Below are 15,435 nucleotides of genomic sequence, written 5' to 3'. Positions count from 1 at the left end.
CTTCATCCTCACCACAGGTAGCGGCGTACGAAAGCCTCCTTGACCGGACCGCCATGGGCGAACGCGGCGTCCACGGTCTCCTCGAGAGTGAGCGCCGAGAACGAGGTGTCGCCGTCGACGAGAAGATCCGCGTACGCCGCAGCCGCCTGCGCGAAGCTCACGTTCCGGGCAGGGTGGAGCAGGACGTGGCGGGTCTGGGGCGTCCACTGGTCGGGGTGGTTCCGCATCGAGAGCGCGAGGAGGTGGTCGCGCCAGATCTGGCGAAGCCCCGTGTCGAGCACCTTGTCCTGCCACCCCGGCTTGAACACGCCGGACGCCTCCGCGAGAGCGATCAGGAAGTCGGTCTGGTCCGCGTGGCGGGCGATCGCGTCCGGGCCGTCGGCCCGCGGCTTGGAGTCCTTGGCGGAGTGCTCGTGGTACTTCGTCTCGACGCCGAGCACGGTCAGCGGCGCGTTCGGTCGTCCGAGCACCAGCGCGACGTCGAAGGCGGTGCGGTCTCGGGTGTAGCGGTCGCTGCCTCGTCCCGGAGACCACTCGAAGAGGATCGCCGGCATCTCGGCGTCCGGCACGCCGAACAGCTCCGCCAATTGGCGCCGGGAGGCATGATTCTCGGGCAAGGACGCCTCGCCGAAGAGGTTGAACGCCATCGGCATCGACGAGAGCAGATCGCGATACAGGCGCTTCGCGTCGAGGGTCTGGCGGTCCTGCTTCTCCTCGACCCGCGCTCGGGCGACCCGGTGGATCTCCGGGGTGAGGAAGTTCGCGCCCGCCTCCGCGTCCCCGTCGCCGAGCTTGGTGCCGTTGGGGATGTCCTCGACCGGGGTCTCGTCGAAGCTCCGTCTCCCTGCGTGAGTGCCGAAGGAGACGACGCCGAGCTCGTCGACCGCCCAGCGATGCTGCCGCCACCGCGCCTCTCGCTTGAACGCCGTCATCAGCTGCCCTCCCGCCTTGTCGGTGTCGAACCAGCAGCCGGCGTCCTTCAAGTCATCCTGCGACGGCATCATCGATGTCACCGTGATCGTCCTTCCTCGGGGATGCCGTGATCATCGAGGCCCGGATCCTCCACGCGCGGCCGCACGAAACCGCTCATACCTCGCGTTGGGTATCCGGGGGTACGTTGACGCCATGCCGCTCGAGACCGGTGCCGTCGCGCCCGACTTCACGCTCCCCGCCCAGGACGGTACGTCCGTCACCCTCTCGTCGCTGATCGAGAAGGGTCCCGTGGTGCTCTTCTTCTACCCGGCCGCCGAGACGCCGGTGTGCACCAAGGAGGCGTGCCACTTCCGTGACCTCGCCGTCGAGTTCGAGGCGATCGGCGCCCACCGGCTCGGGATCAGCAAGGACAGCGTGGAGAAGCAGGCCGGGTTCGCCGCCAACCACGACCTCGACTATCCCGTCCTCTCCGATCCCGCGGGGTCGGTGGCCGAGCTCTACGGCGTGAAGCCCAGCCTACTCGGCAAGCTCGGACCGCTGCAGCGTACGACCTTCGCGATCGGCACCGACGGTCGGATCAAGGCCGTCGTCGAGGGCATGCTCAAGGCCGAGATCCACGCCGACGAGGCCCTCGCCGCGCTCAGGGACGACGTGGAATGACAACCACCATCGCCGTCACCGGCGCCACCGGCTTCGTCGGCGGTGCCGTCGCCCGTGCGCTGGGCGGCTCTGACGCCGCTCTCCGTCTTCTCGTACGTGACACCGCCAGGGCTCCCGAGATCCCCGGAGCCGACACGTACGCGGTCACCTACGGCGGCAGAGAAGCCGCGGTGACGGCTCTCGACGGCGTACAGACCGTGCTCATGGTCTCGGCCGCCGAGTCGGCGGACCGCCTGGAACAGCACCTCACCTTCGTCGACGCCGCCGCGACGGCCGGGGTCGAGCACATCGTCTACACCTCCTTCTTCGGTGCCGCGCCGGATGCCGCCTTCACGCTCGCGCGCGACCACTTCGCCACCGAGGAGCGGATCAAGGCGAGCGGGATGGGGTACACCCTGCTCCGCGACAACTTCTACCTCGACTTCCTCCCCTCCCTGGTCGGCGAGGACGGCGTCATCCGGGGCCCGGCCGGCAACGGGCGCTTCGCGGCGGTCGCACGTGCCGACGTGGCGCGCTCCGCCGTCGCGACGCTCACGGCCCCGCAGGATCACCGAGGACGCACGTACGACCTCACCGGCCCCGAGGCGCTCACGATGAGCGAGGTCGCGGACATCCTCACCGAGCACCGTGGGCGTGAGGTGCGCTATCACGACGAGACGATCGAGGAGGCCTACACCTCGCGTCGCCGATGGGAGGCACCCGACTGGCAGTACGACGCCTGGGTCTCCACCTACACCGCCATCGCCGCAGGCGAGCTCGACGGAGTCAGCACCGCCGTAGCCACCCTCACCGGGCGCGAGCCCCTGAGCCTTCGCGACTACCTCGCCGGCGAATAGGTCCGGGCACCAAGGAGTTTGCTGGGGACTGCTCGTCGCCATGCCGGGTACCGACTTCGGCATGGTTGCATTCGGATACACCCTGATGACCGAACAGGCGGGCCCGAGGGACCTCGTACGCCACGCCGTCGCTGCCGAGGAGGCAGGCTTCGACTTCCTGGTGATGAGTGACCACTACTCGCCATGGTTGACCGAGCAGGGGCACGCTCCGTACGCTTGGAGCGTGCTGGGCGCAGTCGCGCAGGCGACGCAGCGGATCCCGTTGATGACGTACGTGACCTGCCCGACGATGCGCTACCACCCCGCTGTCGTCGCCCAGAAGGCCGCCACCGTGCAGGCGCTCTCGGACGGTCGGTTCACCCTCGGCCTCGGCAGCGGAGAGAATCTCAACGAGCACGTCGTGGGCGCCGGCTGGCCGGCCGTGCAGACCAGGCACGAGATGCTCGCCGAGGCGATGGAGATCATCTCCGCCCTCTTCGACGGCGAGCTCGTCGACTACCGAGGTGAGCACTTCGAGGTCGATGCTGCCCGGCTCTGGGACCTGCCCAGCACCCGGGTGCCCGTCGGGCTGGCGGTCGGTGGTCCCGAGGTGTCCCAGCGTTGCGCTGCCCTGGCCGACCACCTGATCGCCGTCGAGCCCGACGCGGCTCTGCTGGAGGCGTGGAACGGTGTGCCGGAAGCGCCGAGAGTCGGTTCCGGGGGCACCCGGGCCATCGGCCAGATCCCGATCAGCTGGGATCCCGATGACGCCGACGCGGCGGTACGACGCGCGCACCACCAGTTCCGCTGGTTCGGCGGTGGTTGGGCCGTCAACAGCGAGCTTCCGACCACGGCGAGCTTCGCCGCGGCCTCGCAGTTCGTACGCCACGAGGATGTCGCCTCGTCGATCCCGTGCGGTCCCGACCTCGGTGCGATCACCGAGGGAGTCCGGCCCTTCTGGAAGGCCGGGTTCACCGATGTCGCCCTCGTCCAGGTCGACGGGTCGACGAATGACCAGTTCCTGGCCGAGGCGGCCGGGCCTCTGCTCGACGCGCTGCGCTCGGTGTCGGACTGAACCTCAGCCTCGCCGGCTCCGGGGTCGACGTCACCTCCAGGACAGGCTCGCCAGCACCTTGTGCGCGGCTTGCTCGCCCGACGCGGCGGCGTCGGCCAGCGACGGCATGTCGAGGGCATAGTCGCCCGCGAGGTGGACGGGCCCGAGATTCTGCTTGAGCGTCTCGAGCGATGCCCGGCCGCCGGGTCCCCAGAACGGCACGACCCGCGGGTGCCGACGGAGGATGCCCGCGTCGACCTTGCCCTCGAGTTCGGGGTAGACCTCGAGAAGGTCCGCGGTGAACCGTGCGACGATCTCCTCGTCGGTGAGCTCGAAGAGCTTGTCGGCCTCGGCGCCTCCTGCGAAGCAGGCCAGCGCGCCGCCGGGCTTGCGGACGTTCCCGCGGCGTACGGCGGCCGCGTGGTTGAAGATCGCCTGGAACGATCGGCCCGGGGTCGACACCGCGAGGAAGTCGTCCCAACGCTGGGGCTTGCCTTCCTCGTGGGTGAAGAAGCCCACCACCACGTAGCGGCCGTAGTGGATCGATTCGAAGGCCGTTCGGTAGGCCGCCGGCAGCCCGGGCATGATCTTGACCGCGACGTCCGCGGGCACCGCCACGATCGCCTGACGCGCCTTCAGCCGGGCGGGTCCGTCAGCGTTCTGGTAGTCGACGGTCACGCCGTCGGCGGTCCACTCCACGGAGCTCACCGGTGAGCTGAGCCGGACCCTGTCGCCGAGGTCCTCGGTGAGGATGTCGGTCAGCGTCTGGTTGCCGCCCTGCGGCAGCGTCAGGTTCGGCACCTTCTCCGGATCAGTGAGCAGGATTCCCATCGAGAAGACGAACTGCCGTGCGGCGGTCTCCTCGGGCTCGCAGCCCATCCACTGCCCGGACCACGACCGCACCATCTCGCGCGTGAGGTCGGACGAGACGCCCTGCAGGACGAAGTCCGCCCGACGGCGGTCGAGCTTGGCGCGGACGCGGTTGGCCCACCGGTTCTTCTCGCTCATCTCGAGGAACGGCACGTTCGCCAGGATGCGAGTGCCGACCATGGCCAGGCCGAATCGATCGCGCCAGGTCATCTTCGACCGGAACATCAGGGCGAACGGGTTCGAGGTGTCGACCTGCTTGCCGCCCAGGTGCAGGGCGACGGACTTGCCCTCCAGGGTTCCGAGCGGGACACGGTGGCGGTGGAGCGCCTCGATCAGGGGACCGGTGCCTTCGGTGAACTGGGTGCCGACGTTGATCCAGTAGTCGCCCTGGCGGACGGTGTCGACGCGTCCGCCGGCACGGTCGGACGCCTCGAGGACGACGACGTCGCGGTCGGCCAGGGTGGTCGCGGCCATCAGGCCGGCGATGCCTGCGCCGATGACGACGACCTCGTGGGACTCCGCGCGGACCTTGGGTGATGTGGTCATGGTTCTCAGCTCGCCTTCGTGGCGTGGGTGGTGTGATCGGTACGGCGCAGCGCCTCGAAGATGGAGGAGACGAGCCGTTCGGTGGCGCGCATGCAGCTCGGGCTGACCGCGGTGTAGGACAGGTAGCCGTGGACCAGGCCGCCCTCGCGGTCGACCTGCACTGTGACGCCAGCGTCTCGAAGTGCTGTCGCGTACGCGAGGCCGTCGTCGTGGAGCGGGTCGAACCCGGCCAGGTTGACGATCGCCGGCGGCAGGCCGGCCAGCGACGCCGCACGGTAGGGCGAGATGAGCGGGTCGGCGGGATCGGCTCCTGCCGGCAGGTAGTTCTCGACGAACCAGGCGACCTGCTTGGCCGACAGCGCGGGCGACCCTGCGAACTCGTCCTGCGAGGGGCGGTGCTCGACGAGGTCCGTCACCGGCTGGATCAGCACCTGGAGCATCGGCTGGACGTCGTCCTCGCGCACCTGCTGGCACAGGACGGCCGCGATGTTGCCTCCGGCGCTCTCGCCGGCGACGACGATTCGGCGCGGGTCGATTCCCCAGGCAGGGGCGTGATCGACGACGTACCTCCAGGCGGCGGCGGCATCCTCCTGTGCGGCGGGGAACGGATGCTCGGGCGCGAGGCGGTACTCGACGGAGACGACGTCGGCACCTGTTCCGTGCGCCAGCATCCGGACCGGGGCGGTGTAGCTCGTGCGGCTGCCGATGACGAACCCACCACCGTGGAAGAAGAGGATCAGGCCGCGGTCGGGGGTGCCAGTGCTGTAGCGCGTGGCGAGCAGGCCGTCCCCGATCTCGATCTCCTCCTCGATCCCGCACGCGGGAAGCCGCGCGGCGAAGAGGGCCAGGTCGCGCTCGGTCGTAGCCCGGGCGTCGGCAGTCGGCAGGTCGCTGTAGTCCGGTCCGGACTCTCCGAGCTTCATCAGCAGCGCGACGTCGGGCGCCATGATGTCGCCGGCCGTGTTGGTCGCGGGCTGTGCCAGCATCCGCTGAAGGCTCGCGGGCAGGCGGCTCAGGAAGACGAGGAGGGCTCGCTGGAGGCGCTGGCTCAGGGTGAAGCGCTGCGCGCTCATGACGCCGCCTCGACGCTGACCAGGTGCGGCGCCACAGTCTTCTTGGCGAAGTGGATGTCCTCGTGGATCAGCCGGCCCCGGAACAGCCGGTTGTCCTTCACGTACGTCGTGTGCATCTGCCAGGGCAGGCCGGTGCCCTGGCGCGGCAGTTCCGCCCGGGCCCGCTGCATGTAGCCGGCCGAGAGGTCGAAGATGTCCTGCGTGGGCATGCCCGCCGGCGCGACGGGCAGGGCGATGTCGTAGCCCTTCGCGTCCATCTCGCGGATCACCTCGATGGCGAGGCGGGCGACGTTGCGGATACGGAGGGTCCAGGTCGCCTTGGTGAAGCCGAGCATCATCGCCCAGTTGGGCACGCCCGAGATCAGCGCGCCGCGGTACAGCACCTGGTCCGCGACCTTGACCGGGGCGCCGTCCACGGTCGGCTGGATGCCGCCCAGCATCTGCATGACGAGGCCGGTCGCCGTGACGATGATGTCGGCCTCGAGCGTCTTGCCGGACGACAGCTGGACGCCCTCGGGGACGAACCGGTCGATCTGGTCGGTCACGACATCGGCGCTGCCGTTACGGATCGCCTCGAAGAAGTCGCCGTCGGGGGTCGCACAGAGGCGCTGCTCCCACGGGTTGTACGGCGGCGCGAAGTGGGTGTCGACGTCGAACCCCTTCGGGAGCTCCTTGGCGGTCATGCTGCGCAGCAGCTTGCGCCCGAAGTTCGGGAACTTCACCAGCACCGTCACGAGGAAGTGGTCGCGCCAGATGTTCTTGAACCTCGTGAGCCGGTACCCGAGCTTCTTGCCGAAGATCTTCAGCAGGGACTGGGCGATCTTGTCCACCTGGGGCATCGACGCGACATAGCTCGGGGTGCGCTGGAGCATGGTCACGTGTGCTGCCGCGCCCTCGCCCGTCAGCATCGCGGGCAGCATCGTCACGGCGGTCGCACCGCTGCCGACGATGACCACGCGCTTGCCGCTGTAGTCGTAGTCCTCGGGCCAGTGCTGCGGATGGAGGATGTCGCCCTGGAAGTCCTCGCGGCCCTCGAACCGCGGCTCGAAGCCCTTGTCGTAGTCGTAGTAGCCGGTGCCGCTGAAGACGAACCTCGCCCGGACGACCTTCTCGGACTCGTTGCCCGCCTCGTCGGTCACGGTGATGTGCAGGGTCCATTCCGCGTCCTCGCTGGACCAGTCGGCCGCGGTGACCTTGTGGCCCACGCGAAGGCTCTTGTCCAACCCGAACTCGGTGACGGTGTCCTGGATGTATCCGCGGATCAGGTCGCCGCCGGCGATCGCCTCCTTGTGCAGCCATGGCTTGAAGTCGTAGCCGTAGGTGTGCACCGAGTCGTCGGAGCGGATGCCCGGGTATCGGAACAGGTCCCAGGTGCCACCGACCGACGCGCGGGCCTCGAGCAGGAGGAACTCCTTGTCGGGGAACGCCTCCGTCAGGTGCTTGGCCACGCCGATGCCGGAGAGCCCGGCGCCGATGACGACGATGTCGGCGTACTCCGTCGCGATGGTCTGGTTCATTGCTGCACTTCCTTTTCAGTGGTGGGTCTGGTGACTGGCGGTGCGACGGGGGCGACCGAGGCGGTCGACGGCGAGGAACGCCACGAACACCACGGCTACGGCCACGACCGCGACGTACGACATCGCGTCGAGCGGTGGGGCGGGCGGGTTGAGGATGCCGTTGAGGTACATCCATGCCATCGCGGCGGCGCCGAGGGCCGCGCCGATGACGGCGAGCGGTCCGAGCCGTCCCTCTCGCCCGAGCAGCCGAAGTGCGCCCGCGCAGATGAGCAGGTAGGGGACGACCCAGAAGTAGACGATGAGCGTCGCGACCGAGTTGTAGACGCCGACGATGTTGTCGGGGTTGAGGGCGACCATGATCAGGATGGCTCCCAACCCGAGGACGCAGATCGTCACGACGGCGACGGCGGGGCTGTGGTGGCGCGGGTGGATCCGGCCGGCGCGGGCGGGCAGCAGGCCGTCGGCCGCCAGGGTGGCGACGAAGCGCGAGCCGTAGTTGACGAATCCGATGAGGGCAGCGAAGGTCGCGATCGCGAGCACCAGGTCGGTCGCGCTCGCCACCCCGCTGCCGAGCCCGCCTTCGACGGCGAGGGCGGCGGCGGGGGAGGTGCCTGCTGCCAGTGCGTCGCTCGCGGCGACGAGGGCGGGCACTTGAAGCAGGGTCGCCACGACGTACAGGGCGCCCAGGCCGACAGGCACGCACATGACGGCGAGCGGTACTGAGCGTCGGGCGTCGCGGGTCTCGGCGGCGAGCGCCGTGCTGCTCTCGAAGCCGACGAGGAACACAGCACCGGCGGCGACCCCCTGGAAGATGCCGCTCGGCGTGGCTCCCTCCAAGGACAGCTGGGCGCCGAGGTCGAGACCTGCGCTCGCGGCGGCTGCCACGGTGATGACCAGCATCAGTGGCACGGAGACGACGGCCAGCGTGACCGCGGTGCGCACCGAGGTGTCCAGACCCCGGTAGGCGATCGTTCCGGCGATCAGCACGGCTGCGCTGTAGATCAGCATCTGTACGCCGACATCGAAGCTCGCCTCGAAACCGAGGGAGAGCAGGAAGCTGCCGGAGAAGAGGCCGACCAGGAAGGCGATCGCGCCGATCTGCGCGACGTAGCCGAGGAAGAGCGCGGCGCCCGCCAGGATCCGAGCCCACGGGCTGAAGACGTGCGGCAGGTAGGAGTAGATCGATCCGGTGACTACGTAGCGTCGGGCGAAGGCGATGACCGAGAGCCCGACGAGGCTCGTGGCGACGGCAGCGATCAGGGCGCCCAGCCAGCTGCCGTTGCCGGCGGTGACGAGCACGAGGGCCGGGACGGAGGCCAACCCGACGGGTGGGACGTACGACGCCAGGGCCAGCCCGACGAGCTGGTTGCGGCTCAGGTGCTCCCGGTCGAGGCCGTCGACCGGAGGAGCGTCCGCCGGTGCGACCGGCTCCTCGGCGGATGCGTTGCTGCGCGTCATCGCGAGTCCCTCCTGACGAGAGAAGTTAGTCATTTGATTGGGTCGGATGACTAAGTGTGTGTCAGGGATCACGTCGCGTCAAGGGGTCGGATGGCGTTGCTCGCCGATCGATGAATCTCGCGCAGACGGTTGACAAGGGAGTTCTCGAGGGTCACCATCTTAGCCAATCGACTGAGTCGAATGACTAAGAAAGACGTCGGTAGATCTTCCAGGAGGCCGAGAGATGACCGAGAGCACGACGATCGAAGCGCCAGATGTGCGCCTCGACGCGACACGCGTCGCGATCGAGGACGACGCGACCCCACTGGTCCGCCTGATCGGGCGCACTCTGACCGTGGCCTCAGACCGGGGGGTTCCGGCCGGGGATCTGACTGCCGGCCTCGTCGGCACTGTGGCGATCCGATCCCATGACACCCCGCAGGCGGCGACGGTCGCCTTCGGCGCCGGTGTCGTGGAGGTGACGAGCGGAGTATTCGTCGAGCCTGACGTGACGCTCGTGGTCGACCTCCACGCCCGGTTCGCACCGACCCAGGAGCCGGCCGGTGACGCCGACCTGGCGGCGCAGGTCCTGCGCGCCCTGCGCCCGCCGCTGCCGCACTGGCGCGAGGCGGCCGTGCGGTTCTGGGAGACGACCCGCGACATCGCAGGCATCCCCGACGTCCTGATCGTGGAGGCTACTGGCCCGGACGGGCCTGAGCGGGGTCGGTTCGGGGAGGGGACGTCGACGTACCTGGTCGCCGGTCCCGCTGATCTCCTCGCCGGCGTCCTCAGCGGCGCCGACGACTTCCTCGCCTCCCTGGCCGCAGGTCTGCGGGTCCAGGGCACCTTGTCCCAGCTGTCCGTCATGACGGCGGCTTCCTGGAAGGTCCGCTTCGATGTCTGAGCTCGCACAGGCCCGAGGGGCCGTACGCCTCGAGGCCACGAACCACGAGGGCAGCCTCTTGGGCAAGAACGTCTCGCCGCAGAAGTTTGACGCGGGCAAGGACGCCGGCTTCGCCTTCGCCGACATCCTGTTCGCCATCGACCTCAACAACGAGATCGTCCTCGGCGACGCCTTCCCGGAGTGGCGGGGCAACCTCTACGACATCCAGATGATCCCGGACATGTCGACCCTGGTGGAGTGGAAGCCCGGTCTCGACTCGGTGATCGGTGACTACTGGCTCAAGGACGGGACACCGGTCCCGATCTGTCCGCGCAACCTCGTGCGGAAGCTGGTCGCTGGGCTCGCGAACAACGGGTACGCCGCCACCGTCGCCGTCGAGATCGAGGCGACGCTGTTCGAGGAGTCCGTCCAGGAGGCCAGGGCACGCGGCTATCGCGACCTCACGCCACTGGGCGGCAGCACCGGGGCGACGTACCACCTCGCCCGGTCCAAGGACTGGGTCGACTACATGGAGGCGGTCGTCGAGCGGCTCGACAGCGTCGGCATCGCGTGGGAGGCCTGGACCGACGAGGCCGCACCAGGCCAGACCGAGCTCAATCTCGCCCCGACCGACCCGGTCCGGCTGGCCGACAGCTGGGCGCGTACTCGCCAGGTGATGCGCGAGGTCGCCTTCGAGCGAGGCCACACGGTCTCGTTCATGGCCAAGCCGACCGCCGGCTTCGGCCAGGGGGCGCACATCAACCTCTCGCTCCAGAGCGACGGTGTGAACCGGTTCTTCGCCGAGGACGGGCCATCGGAACTCATGCGGCATGCGGTCGGCGGGTTGCTCGCGACGATGGAGGGGAACACCTCGATCGCTCTGCCGCAGATCACCTCGTACCGGCGGCTGGTCGACCTGACCGGGCCGCCGACGACGGTCAGCTGGGGCGTCAACAACAAGACGGCCGCGGTCCGGGCAATCACCGGCCACCCCAAGTACTCCCGCCTCGAGTACCGCCTCCCCGGCGCCGACGTGAATCCCTACCTCGCGCTGGCCGGCGTCCTGGCCGGCGTGCTGGCCGGGATCGAGCGCAACATCGAGCCGCCCGAGCAGGTCACGGACATGGCCTGGTGCCTGCCCGAGACCGCGGGAGTGAGGCGGATCCCCGACACGATGTCGAAGGCCGGTGCGGCGCTGGACGCCGATCCGCTGCTGCGCGAGTACCTCGGCGACGAGTTCGTGGACTTCTGGGTCGCCTCCCGCCGCTGGGAGTGGATGGAGTTCCACACCAAGGGCGGCGATCCGTTCGCCGAGCTCTCCGCGTGGGAGTCCCAGCGTTACTTCGAGTTCCCGTGAGCGCGCGCGAGGAGGCCGCGGTGATGCGCCCGCTGATCGGCATCACCGGACGCCGGTTCCAGCTGTCCGTGCTCAACGGCGCCGACCCGCGCTACGGCGACCGCTGCATCGACACCTCCATGTCGGACTTCGCGACCCGGATCGCCGAAGCCGGTGGACTGCCCGTGCACCTGTCCTACGACACCGATGCGACGGCGGTCTGCGACTGGCTCTCCGGCGTCGTGATCACCGGAGGCCAGGACGTACACCCCGCCTGCTGGGATGGAGACACCTCCGTGGTGCGCGACATCGACCCCCGGACGAACCCGCTGGTGCACGACCTCGAGCGAGACCGTTATGAGGTGGCGCTCGTCCGGGCGGCGATCGAGCGGAGGATCCCGGTGCTCGGCGTCTGCCGGGGCCTGCAGGTGCTCAACGTCGCCCTCGGCGGCACCCTCGTGCCCCATCTTCCGGACGGTCCGGTGAGCCACCTCTCGGCCGAGATCGCGCCCACGGACGGCACCGTCGACCACGTCGTCACCTTCACCCAGGGCTCGATCGCCGCCGACCTGTTCGGCAAGGACACGATCACCAACTCCTGGCACCACCAGGCCGTCGACAGCTGCGGCGCCGGGCTCATCGTGACCGGTCGGGCTGATGACGGCGTCGTCGAGTCGATCGAGGTGCCGGGACGGCCGATCCTCGGCGTCCAGTGGCACCCGGAGTGGATGAAGAGCAACGACCCGACGCTGACCTGGGTCGTCGAGCAGGCGGTGCAGCGGCTCGCCGACCACGGCCCCGCCGGGCGAGAGCAGAGGAGCCCCCAATGAACACGTACGTCACGACCGGACCGGTCGTCGAGGCCGGCCGGATGAAGGACGACCCCGCCGTTCCGACGCTGAGCCAGTTGCTGGCACAGCGCTCCCAAGACTCGGGAGACCGGGAGTTCCTGCGTTTCGGCGAGTGGTCGTGGAGCTTTGCGGAGATCGACGCCTGGACCTCCAGGTTGGCCCACCGGCTGATCGAAGTCGACGACGTACGCCCAGGCGACCGGGTCGCGATCATGCTCCCGAACGTCGTGCACTGGCCGGTGGCGTGGCTGGCCCTGCTGAAGGCCGGCGCGGTCGCGGTTCCGGTCAACTGCTCCTACCAGCGCTCCGACCTCGCCTTTGTCCTGAAGGACTCGGGTGCCCGGGTCGTCTTCACCGATGCCGAGCGCTCCGGCCTGGTCGTCGAGGTGCTGACCGAGGAGCCCGAGCTGGCCGGAGTTCGTGTCGTCGAGGTCCCCGACGACGGGTCCGAGCGCTTCCCAGCCACGGCGCCCGAGGTGCCGATCGCCGCCGAGACGCTCGCGAACCTGCAGTACACCTCGGGCACGACCGGCTTCCCGAAGGCGTGCATGCTCAGCCACGACTACTGGGTCCGGCTGGGGTGGGTCTGCGCAGCGGCCACCGGTCTCGGGGCCGAGGACGTACTCATCACCTCGCAGCCGTTCTCCTACATGGACCCGCAGTGGAACACCGCGCTCGCCCTGACGCTCGGCGCCCCGCTGGTCGTGCTGCCGCGGTTCTCCGCGTCGACGTTCATGGACGACGTACGCCGCCACCGGGCGACCTTCTTCTACGTCCTCGGCTCGATGCCCACCCTGCTGTTCAAGCAGCCGCCTACGGCCGAGGACCGGGAGAACCACCTACGGATGGTGCTCTGCTCGGGCATCCCGGTCGCGCTCCACGCCCAGCTCGAGGAACGGTGGGGTGCGCCGTGGCGTGAGGTCTACGGGATGACCGAGTCGGGGATCGACCTGGTCAGCTCGTTCGGTGACGCCGCTGCCGTCGGCAGCGGCAGCCTGGGTCGGCCGGTGCCGACCAAGCAGGTGCGCGTCGAGGATCCGGTCGAGCCGGGGGAGGAGGTCCCGCCCGGTGAGCCGGGCGAGCTCGTCATCTCGGGATTGCCGATGATGGACGGCTACTGGAACCGCCCCGACGCCACTGCCAACGTGCTGCGTGATGGCTGGCTGCACACCGGCGACCTCGTCGTCCGCCGTCCCGACGGCGGCATCCAGCTGGTCGGACGGCTCAAGGACATGGTGCGCCGCGGTGGCGAGAACGTCGCCTGTGCCGAGGTCGAGGCCGCCCTCGAGAGGGACGAGCGGATCGTCGCGGCGGCCGTCGTCGCCGTACCCGACGAAGTTCTGGGCGAGGAGGTCAAGGCCTTCATCCAGCTCAAGGAAGGGGTGCTGGGCGACCGGGCCACCGCGCAGGAGCTCCTCCAGCGCGCGGGCGACCAGCTCGCTCGGTTCAAGGTGCCCCGCTACGTCGAGTTCGTCCCCGACTTCCCGCGCACCCCCTCCGAGCGGGTATCGAAGCCCGCGCTCAAAGCCCGGGCCGCCGCCGAACCCGGCACCACCCACGACTTCGCCCGACTGAGGAGCCGACCATGACCACCCCTGCTACCGGTGAGGACCACATCGACCTCGACATCGTGCGCGACGTCGCGGTGCTCACTCTCGACCGCCCCGACAAGCTCAACGCGCTCACCGTCGACATGCGGCTGCGGCTGGCCGCCCGGGTGCGGGAGCTCGGCACGGGCGAGTCCGTCCGCGGCATCGTCCTCACCGGACGTGGCCGCGCCTTCTCCGCCGGAGAGGACCTGAAGCAGGCGCCGACCAACGAGGCCGAGGTCCACGAGGCCTTCGAGAGCTTCCACGACGTCACCCGCGCGATCCTGCAGACCCGGGTCCCTGTGGTCGCGGCGGTCAACGGGATCGCCGTCGGTGGCGCCTCGGAGATCACGCTGTGCTGCGACGCCCGGATCGGCACGCCGGCGACCGAGTACTTCCAGCCGGAGAACGCTCGCGGCCTCACCATCTCCAACGCGACCAGCCTGCTGCTCCGGCGCCTGGTCGGCAACCACGCGATGCGCATGGTCCTCGGGTCTCCGCGGGTCCCGTCGGCGGAGGCGCTGAGGATCGGTCTGCTCGACGAGGTGGTCGAGCCCGACAGGCTCGTCGAGCACGCCGTCGACACCGTCCACGCGTGGACTCCTGAGGGAAACACCACGGCGCTCCATCTCGCGCTGCTGCGGCCCCTGGTCGCGGAGGTCGAGGCCGCCTTCGAGCGCGAGGACCACGCCGCCCACGAGGCCTGGGCGAGCGGACTGCTCACCGCCGGCGTCGCCGGCTTCTGGAACACGAGGGAGACCACCGCATGATCACCACCCGAGCCGCCGTACTGAACGAGATCGGTGCACCGCTGGAGCTCACCGACATCCGCGTCGACGACCCCGAGCCGCATGAGGTGCGGGTCGCGGTCAGTCACGCGGGGCTGTGCCACAGCGACCTCCATTACATGACGGGGACCGTGCCGGCGGACGTGCCGGTCGTCGTCGGACACGAGGTGGCCGGCGTGGTCGAGTCGGTCGGCTCGGCCGTGACCTCGTTGCGTCCCGGCGACCGGGTCACCGGCGCACTGACCCCCTCCTGCGGCGGGTGCGTGAACTGCGACGCCGGACGCTCCACCCAGTGCCTGCGGCTCGACGAGGTACGCCGCCGGCAACGGCCCGCGTTCGAGACCCTCGACGGCCAGCCGATCGAGCGGCTCGCCGCTATCGGAGCGTTCTCGCAGCACATCCTGCTGCGGGAGAGAGCGCTCGTACGGCTGCCGGACGACGTCCCGCTGCACGTCGGGTGCCTGCTGTCCTGCTGCATCGTTACCGGCGTCGGCGCCGTCTTCCGCGGTGCTCAGGTACGCCCGGGCAGCACCGTCGCGGTCGTCGGCTGCGGTGGCGTCGGGTCGGCGATCATCCAGGGTGCGCGGTTGGCCGGCGCCTCGGCGATCGTCGCGATCGACCTGGACGAGGACCGGCTCAAGGCCGCCCGGACGTACGGCGCCACCCACGTCATCAACGGCGGCGAAGGCGACACGGTCGCGGAGCTCCGCCGCCATCTCGGCGACGGCGTCGACTACTCGTTCGAGGCGGTCGGCTCCGCCCGGACCGCGCAGACCGCGCTGGCCCTTCTGCGGCCGACGGGCACCGCGTGCCTCGTCGGCATCGCGCCGGCCGGCACCGAGATCAGCGTGCCGGCCCTGGACTTCTTCTTCGAGGAGAAGAAGCTCATCGGTTCCTACATGGGATCGGGCCAGGCGCGCGAGGACATCGCCCAGTTCGCCCGGCTCTACCAGCAGGGGCGCCTCCTCCTCGACGAGATGGTGACCCGGGTCGTCCCCTTCGCCGAGATCAACGAGGGCTTCGAGGCGATGAAGTCCGGTGACGTCACGCGCATCGTCGTCGACCTCCAGTCCTGACCCCCGA

14 protein-coding genes are annotated in these 15,435 nt (G+C 69.6%); 9 read left to right on the top strand and 5 right to left on the bottom strand.

The features are described from left to right. Positions 1-8: 8 nt before the first annotated feature. Entirely contained in the window at positions 9-1,004 is a 996-nt protein-coding gene (locus tag ABTW65_RS06500) for a PGN_0703 family putative restriction endonuclease (RefSeq protein WP_350659274.1), read from the bottom strand. A 121-nt stretch (positions 1,005-1,125) separates the two neighbouring features. Here ABTW65_RS06500 and ABTW65_RS06495 point away from each other — a divergent pair, with 121 nt between their 5' ends. From ABTW65_RS06495 to ABTW65_RS06485, 3 genes are all read left to right on the top strand, one after another. Continuing rightward, on the top strand, positions 1,126-1,593 hold the full coding sequence (locus ABTW65_RS06495; RefSeq protein ID WP_350659139.1) for a peroxiredoxin: 468 nt from the start codon (positions 1,126-1,128) through the stop codon (positions 1,591-1,593). Then, positions 1,590-2,429, top strand: a complete 840-nt coding sequence (locus ABTW65_RS06490; RefSeq protein ID WP_350659138.1) for an SDR family oxidoreductase — start codon at positions 1,590-1,592, stop codon at positions 2,427-2,429. The genes ABTW65_RS06495 and ABTW65_RS06490 overlap by 4 nt, the downstream gene beginning before the upstream one ends. A 61-nt stretch (positions 2,430-2,490) precedes the next feature. After that, entirely contained in the window at positions 2,491-3,483 is a 993-nt protein-coding gene (locus ABTW65_RS06485; RefSeq protein ID WP_350659137.1) for a TIGR03557 family F420-dependent LLM class oxidoreductase, read from the top strand. Between the two features lie 30 nt (positions 3,484-3,513). Here the strand turns inward: ABTW65_RS06485 and ABTW65_RS06480 are convergent, their stop codons facing one another. From ABTW65_RS06480 to ABTW65_RS06465, 4 genes are read right to left on the bottom strand one after another with little or no spacing between them, the layout of a single operon-like run. Next, entirely contained in the window at positions 3,514-4,878 is a 1,365-nt protein-coding gene (locus ABTW65_RS06480) for a flavin monoamine oxidase family protein (protein ID WP_350659136.1), read from the bottom strand. 5 nt (positions 4,879-4,883) lie between these two features. Then, positions 4,884-5,951: an alpha/beta hydrolase gene (locus tag ABTW65_RS06475; RefSeq protein ID WP_350659134.1), complete on the bottom strand. Its 1,068-nt coding sequence runs from the start codon at positions 5,949-5,951 to the stop codon at positions 4,884-4,886. After that, complete coding sequence (locus ABTW65_RS06470; protein ID WP_350659133.1) at positions 5,948-7,468, bottom strand: flavin-containing monooxygenase; 1,521 nt, start codon at positions 7,466-7,468, stop codon at positions 5,948-5,950. The genes ABTW65_RS06475 and ABTW65_RS06470 overlap by 4 nt, the downstream gene beginning before the upstream one ends. 15 nt (positions 7,469-7,483) lie before the next feature. After that, entirely contained in the window at positions 7,484-8,926 is a 1,443-nt protein-coding gene (locus tag ABTW65_RS06465) for an APC family permease (protein WP_350659132.1), read from the bottom strand. Positions 8,927-9,149: 223 nt separating this feature from the next. Here ABTW65_RS06465 and ABTW65_RS06460 point away from each other — a divergent pair, with 223 nt between their 5' ends. From ABTW65_RS06460 to ABTW65_RS06435, 6 genes are read left to right on the top strand one after another with little or no spacing between them, the layout of a single operon-like run. Next, positions 9,150-9,809, top strand: coding sequence for a hypothetical protein (locus ABTW65_RS06460; RefSeq protein WP_350659131.1), 660 nt, complete (start codon positions 9,150-9,152; stop codon positions 9,807-9,809). Further along, entirely contained in the window at positions 9,802-11,145 is a 1,344-nt protein-coding gene (locus ABTW65_RS06455; RefSeq protein WP_350659130.1) for a glutamine synthetase family protein, read from the top strand. Before ABTW65_RS06460 ends, ABTW65_RS06455 begins: the two co-directional genes overlap by 8 nt. Next, entirely contained in the window at positions 11,142-11,954 is an 813-nt protein-coding gene (locus ABTW65_RS06450; RefSeq protein ID WP_350659129.1) for a gamma-glutamyl-gamma-aminobutyrate hydrolase family protein, read from the top strand. The genes ABTW65_RS06455 and ABTW65_RS06450 overlap by 4 nt, the downstream gene beginning before the upstream one ends. Further along, a complete protein-coding gene (locus tag ABTW65_RS06445; RefSeq protein WP_350659128.1) occupies positions 11,951-13,564 on the top strand; it encodes a class I adenylate-forming enzyme family protein in 1,614 nt (537 codons plus the stop codon). The genes ABTW65_RS06450 and ABTW65_RS06445 overlap by 4 nt, the downstream gene beginning before the upstream one ends. Further along, a complete protein-coding gene (locus ABTW65_RS06440; protein ID WP_350659127.1) occupies positions 13,561-14,334 on the top strand; it encodes an enoyl-CoA hydratase/isomerase family protein in 774 nt (257 codons plus the stop codon). Before ABTW65_RS06445 ends, ABTW65_RS06440 begins: the two co-directional genes overlap by 4 nt. After that, positions 14,331-15,428: a Zn-dependent alcohol dehydrogenase gene (locus ABTW65_RS06435; protein WP_350659126.1), complete on the top strand. Its 1,098-nt coding sequence runs from the start codon at positions 14,331-14,333 to the stop codon at positions 15,426-15,428. Before ABTW65_RS06440 ends, ABTW65_RS06435 begins: the two co-directional genes overlap by 4 nt. Positions 15,429-15,435 lie beyond the last annotated feature (7 nt).

This window comes from Nocardioides sp. NPDC127503, from assembly GCF_040302165.1.
Taxonomy (GTDB): domain Bacteria; phylum Actinomycetota; class Actinomycetes; order Propionibacteriales; family Nocardioidaceae; genus Nocardioides.
Note: the sequence above shows the minus strand (reverse complement) of the source record. Positions and strands in the feature narration are given on the sequence as shown.

Coding starts and splice junctions, on each gene's coding strand:
- ABTW65_RS06500 (WP_350659274.1), bottom strand. CDS start 1,004: ATGATGCCGTCGCAGGATGACTTGAAGGACGCCGGCTGCTGGTTCGAC.
- ABTW65_RS06495 (WP_350659139.1), top strand. CDS start 1,126: ATGCCGCTCGAGACCGGTGCCGTCGCGCCCGACTTCACGCTCCCCGCC.
- ABTW65_RS06490 (WP_350659138.1), top strand. CDS start 1,590: ATGACAACCACCATCGCCGTCACCGGCGCCACCGGCTTCGTCGGCGGT.
- ABTW65_RS06485 (WP_350659137.1), top strand. CDS start 2,491: ATGGTTGCATTCGGATACACCCTGATGACCGAACAGGCGGGCCCGAGG.
- ABTW65_RS06480 (WP_350659136.1), bottom strand. CDS start 4,878: ATGACCACATCACCCAAGGTCCGCGCGGAGTCCCACGAGGTCGTCGTC.
- ABTW65_RS06475 (WP_350659134.1), bottom strand. CDS start 5,951: ATGAGCGCGCAGCGCTTCACCCTGAGCCAGCGCCTCCAGCGAGCCCTC.
- ABTW65_RS06470 (WP_350659133.1), bottom strand. CDS start 7,468: ATGAACCAGACCATCGCGACGGAGTACGCCGACATCGTCGTCATCGGC.
- ABTW65_RS06465 (WP_350659132.1), bottom strand. CDS start 8,926: ATGACGCGCAGCAACGCATCCGCCGAGGAGCCGGTCGCACCGGCGGAC.
- ABTW65_RS06460 (WP_350659131.1), top strand. CDS start 9,150: ATGACCGAGAGCACGACGATCGAAGCGCCAGATGTGCGCCTCGACGCG.
- ABTW65_RS06455 (WP_350659130.1), top strand. CDS start 9,802: ATGTCTGAGCTCGCACAGGCCCGAGGGGCCGTACGCCTCGAGGCCACG.
- ABTW65_RS06445 (WP_350659128.1), top strand. CDS start 11,951: ATGAACACGTACGTCACGACCGGACCGGTCGTCGAGGCCGGCCGGATG.
- ABTW65_RS06440 (WP_350659127.1), top strand. CDS start 13,561: ATGACCACCCCTGCTACCGGTGAGGACCACATCGACCTCGACATCGTG.
- ABTW65_RS06435 (WP_350659126.1), top strand. CDS start 14,331: ATGATCACCACCCGAGCCGCCGTACTGAACGAGATCGGTGCACCGCTG.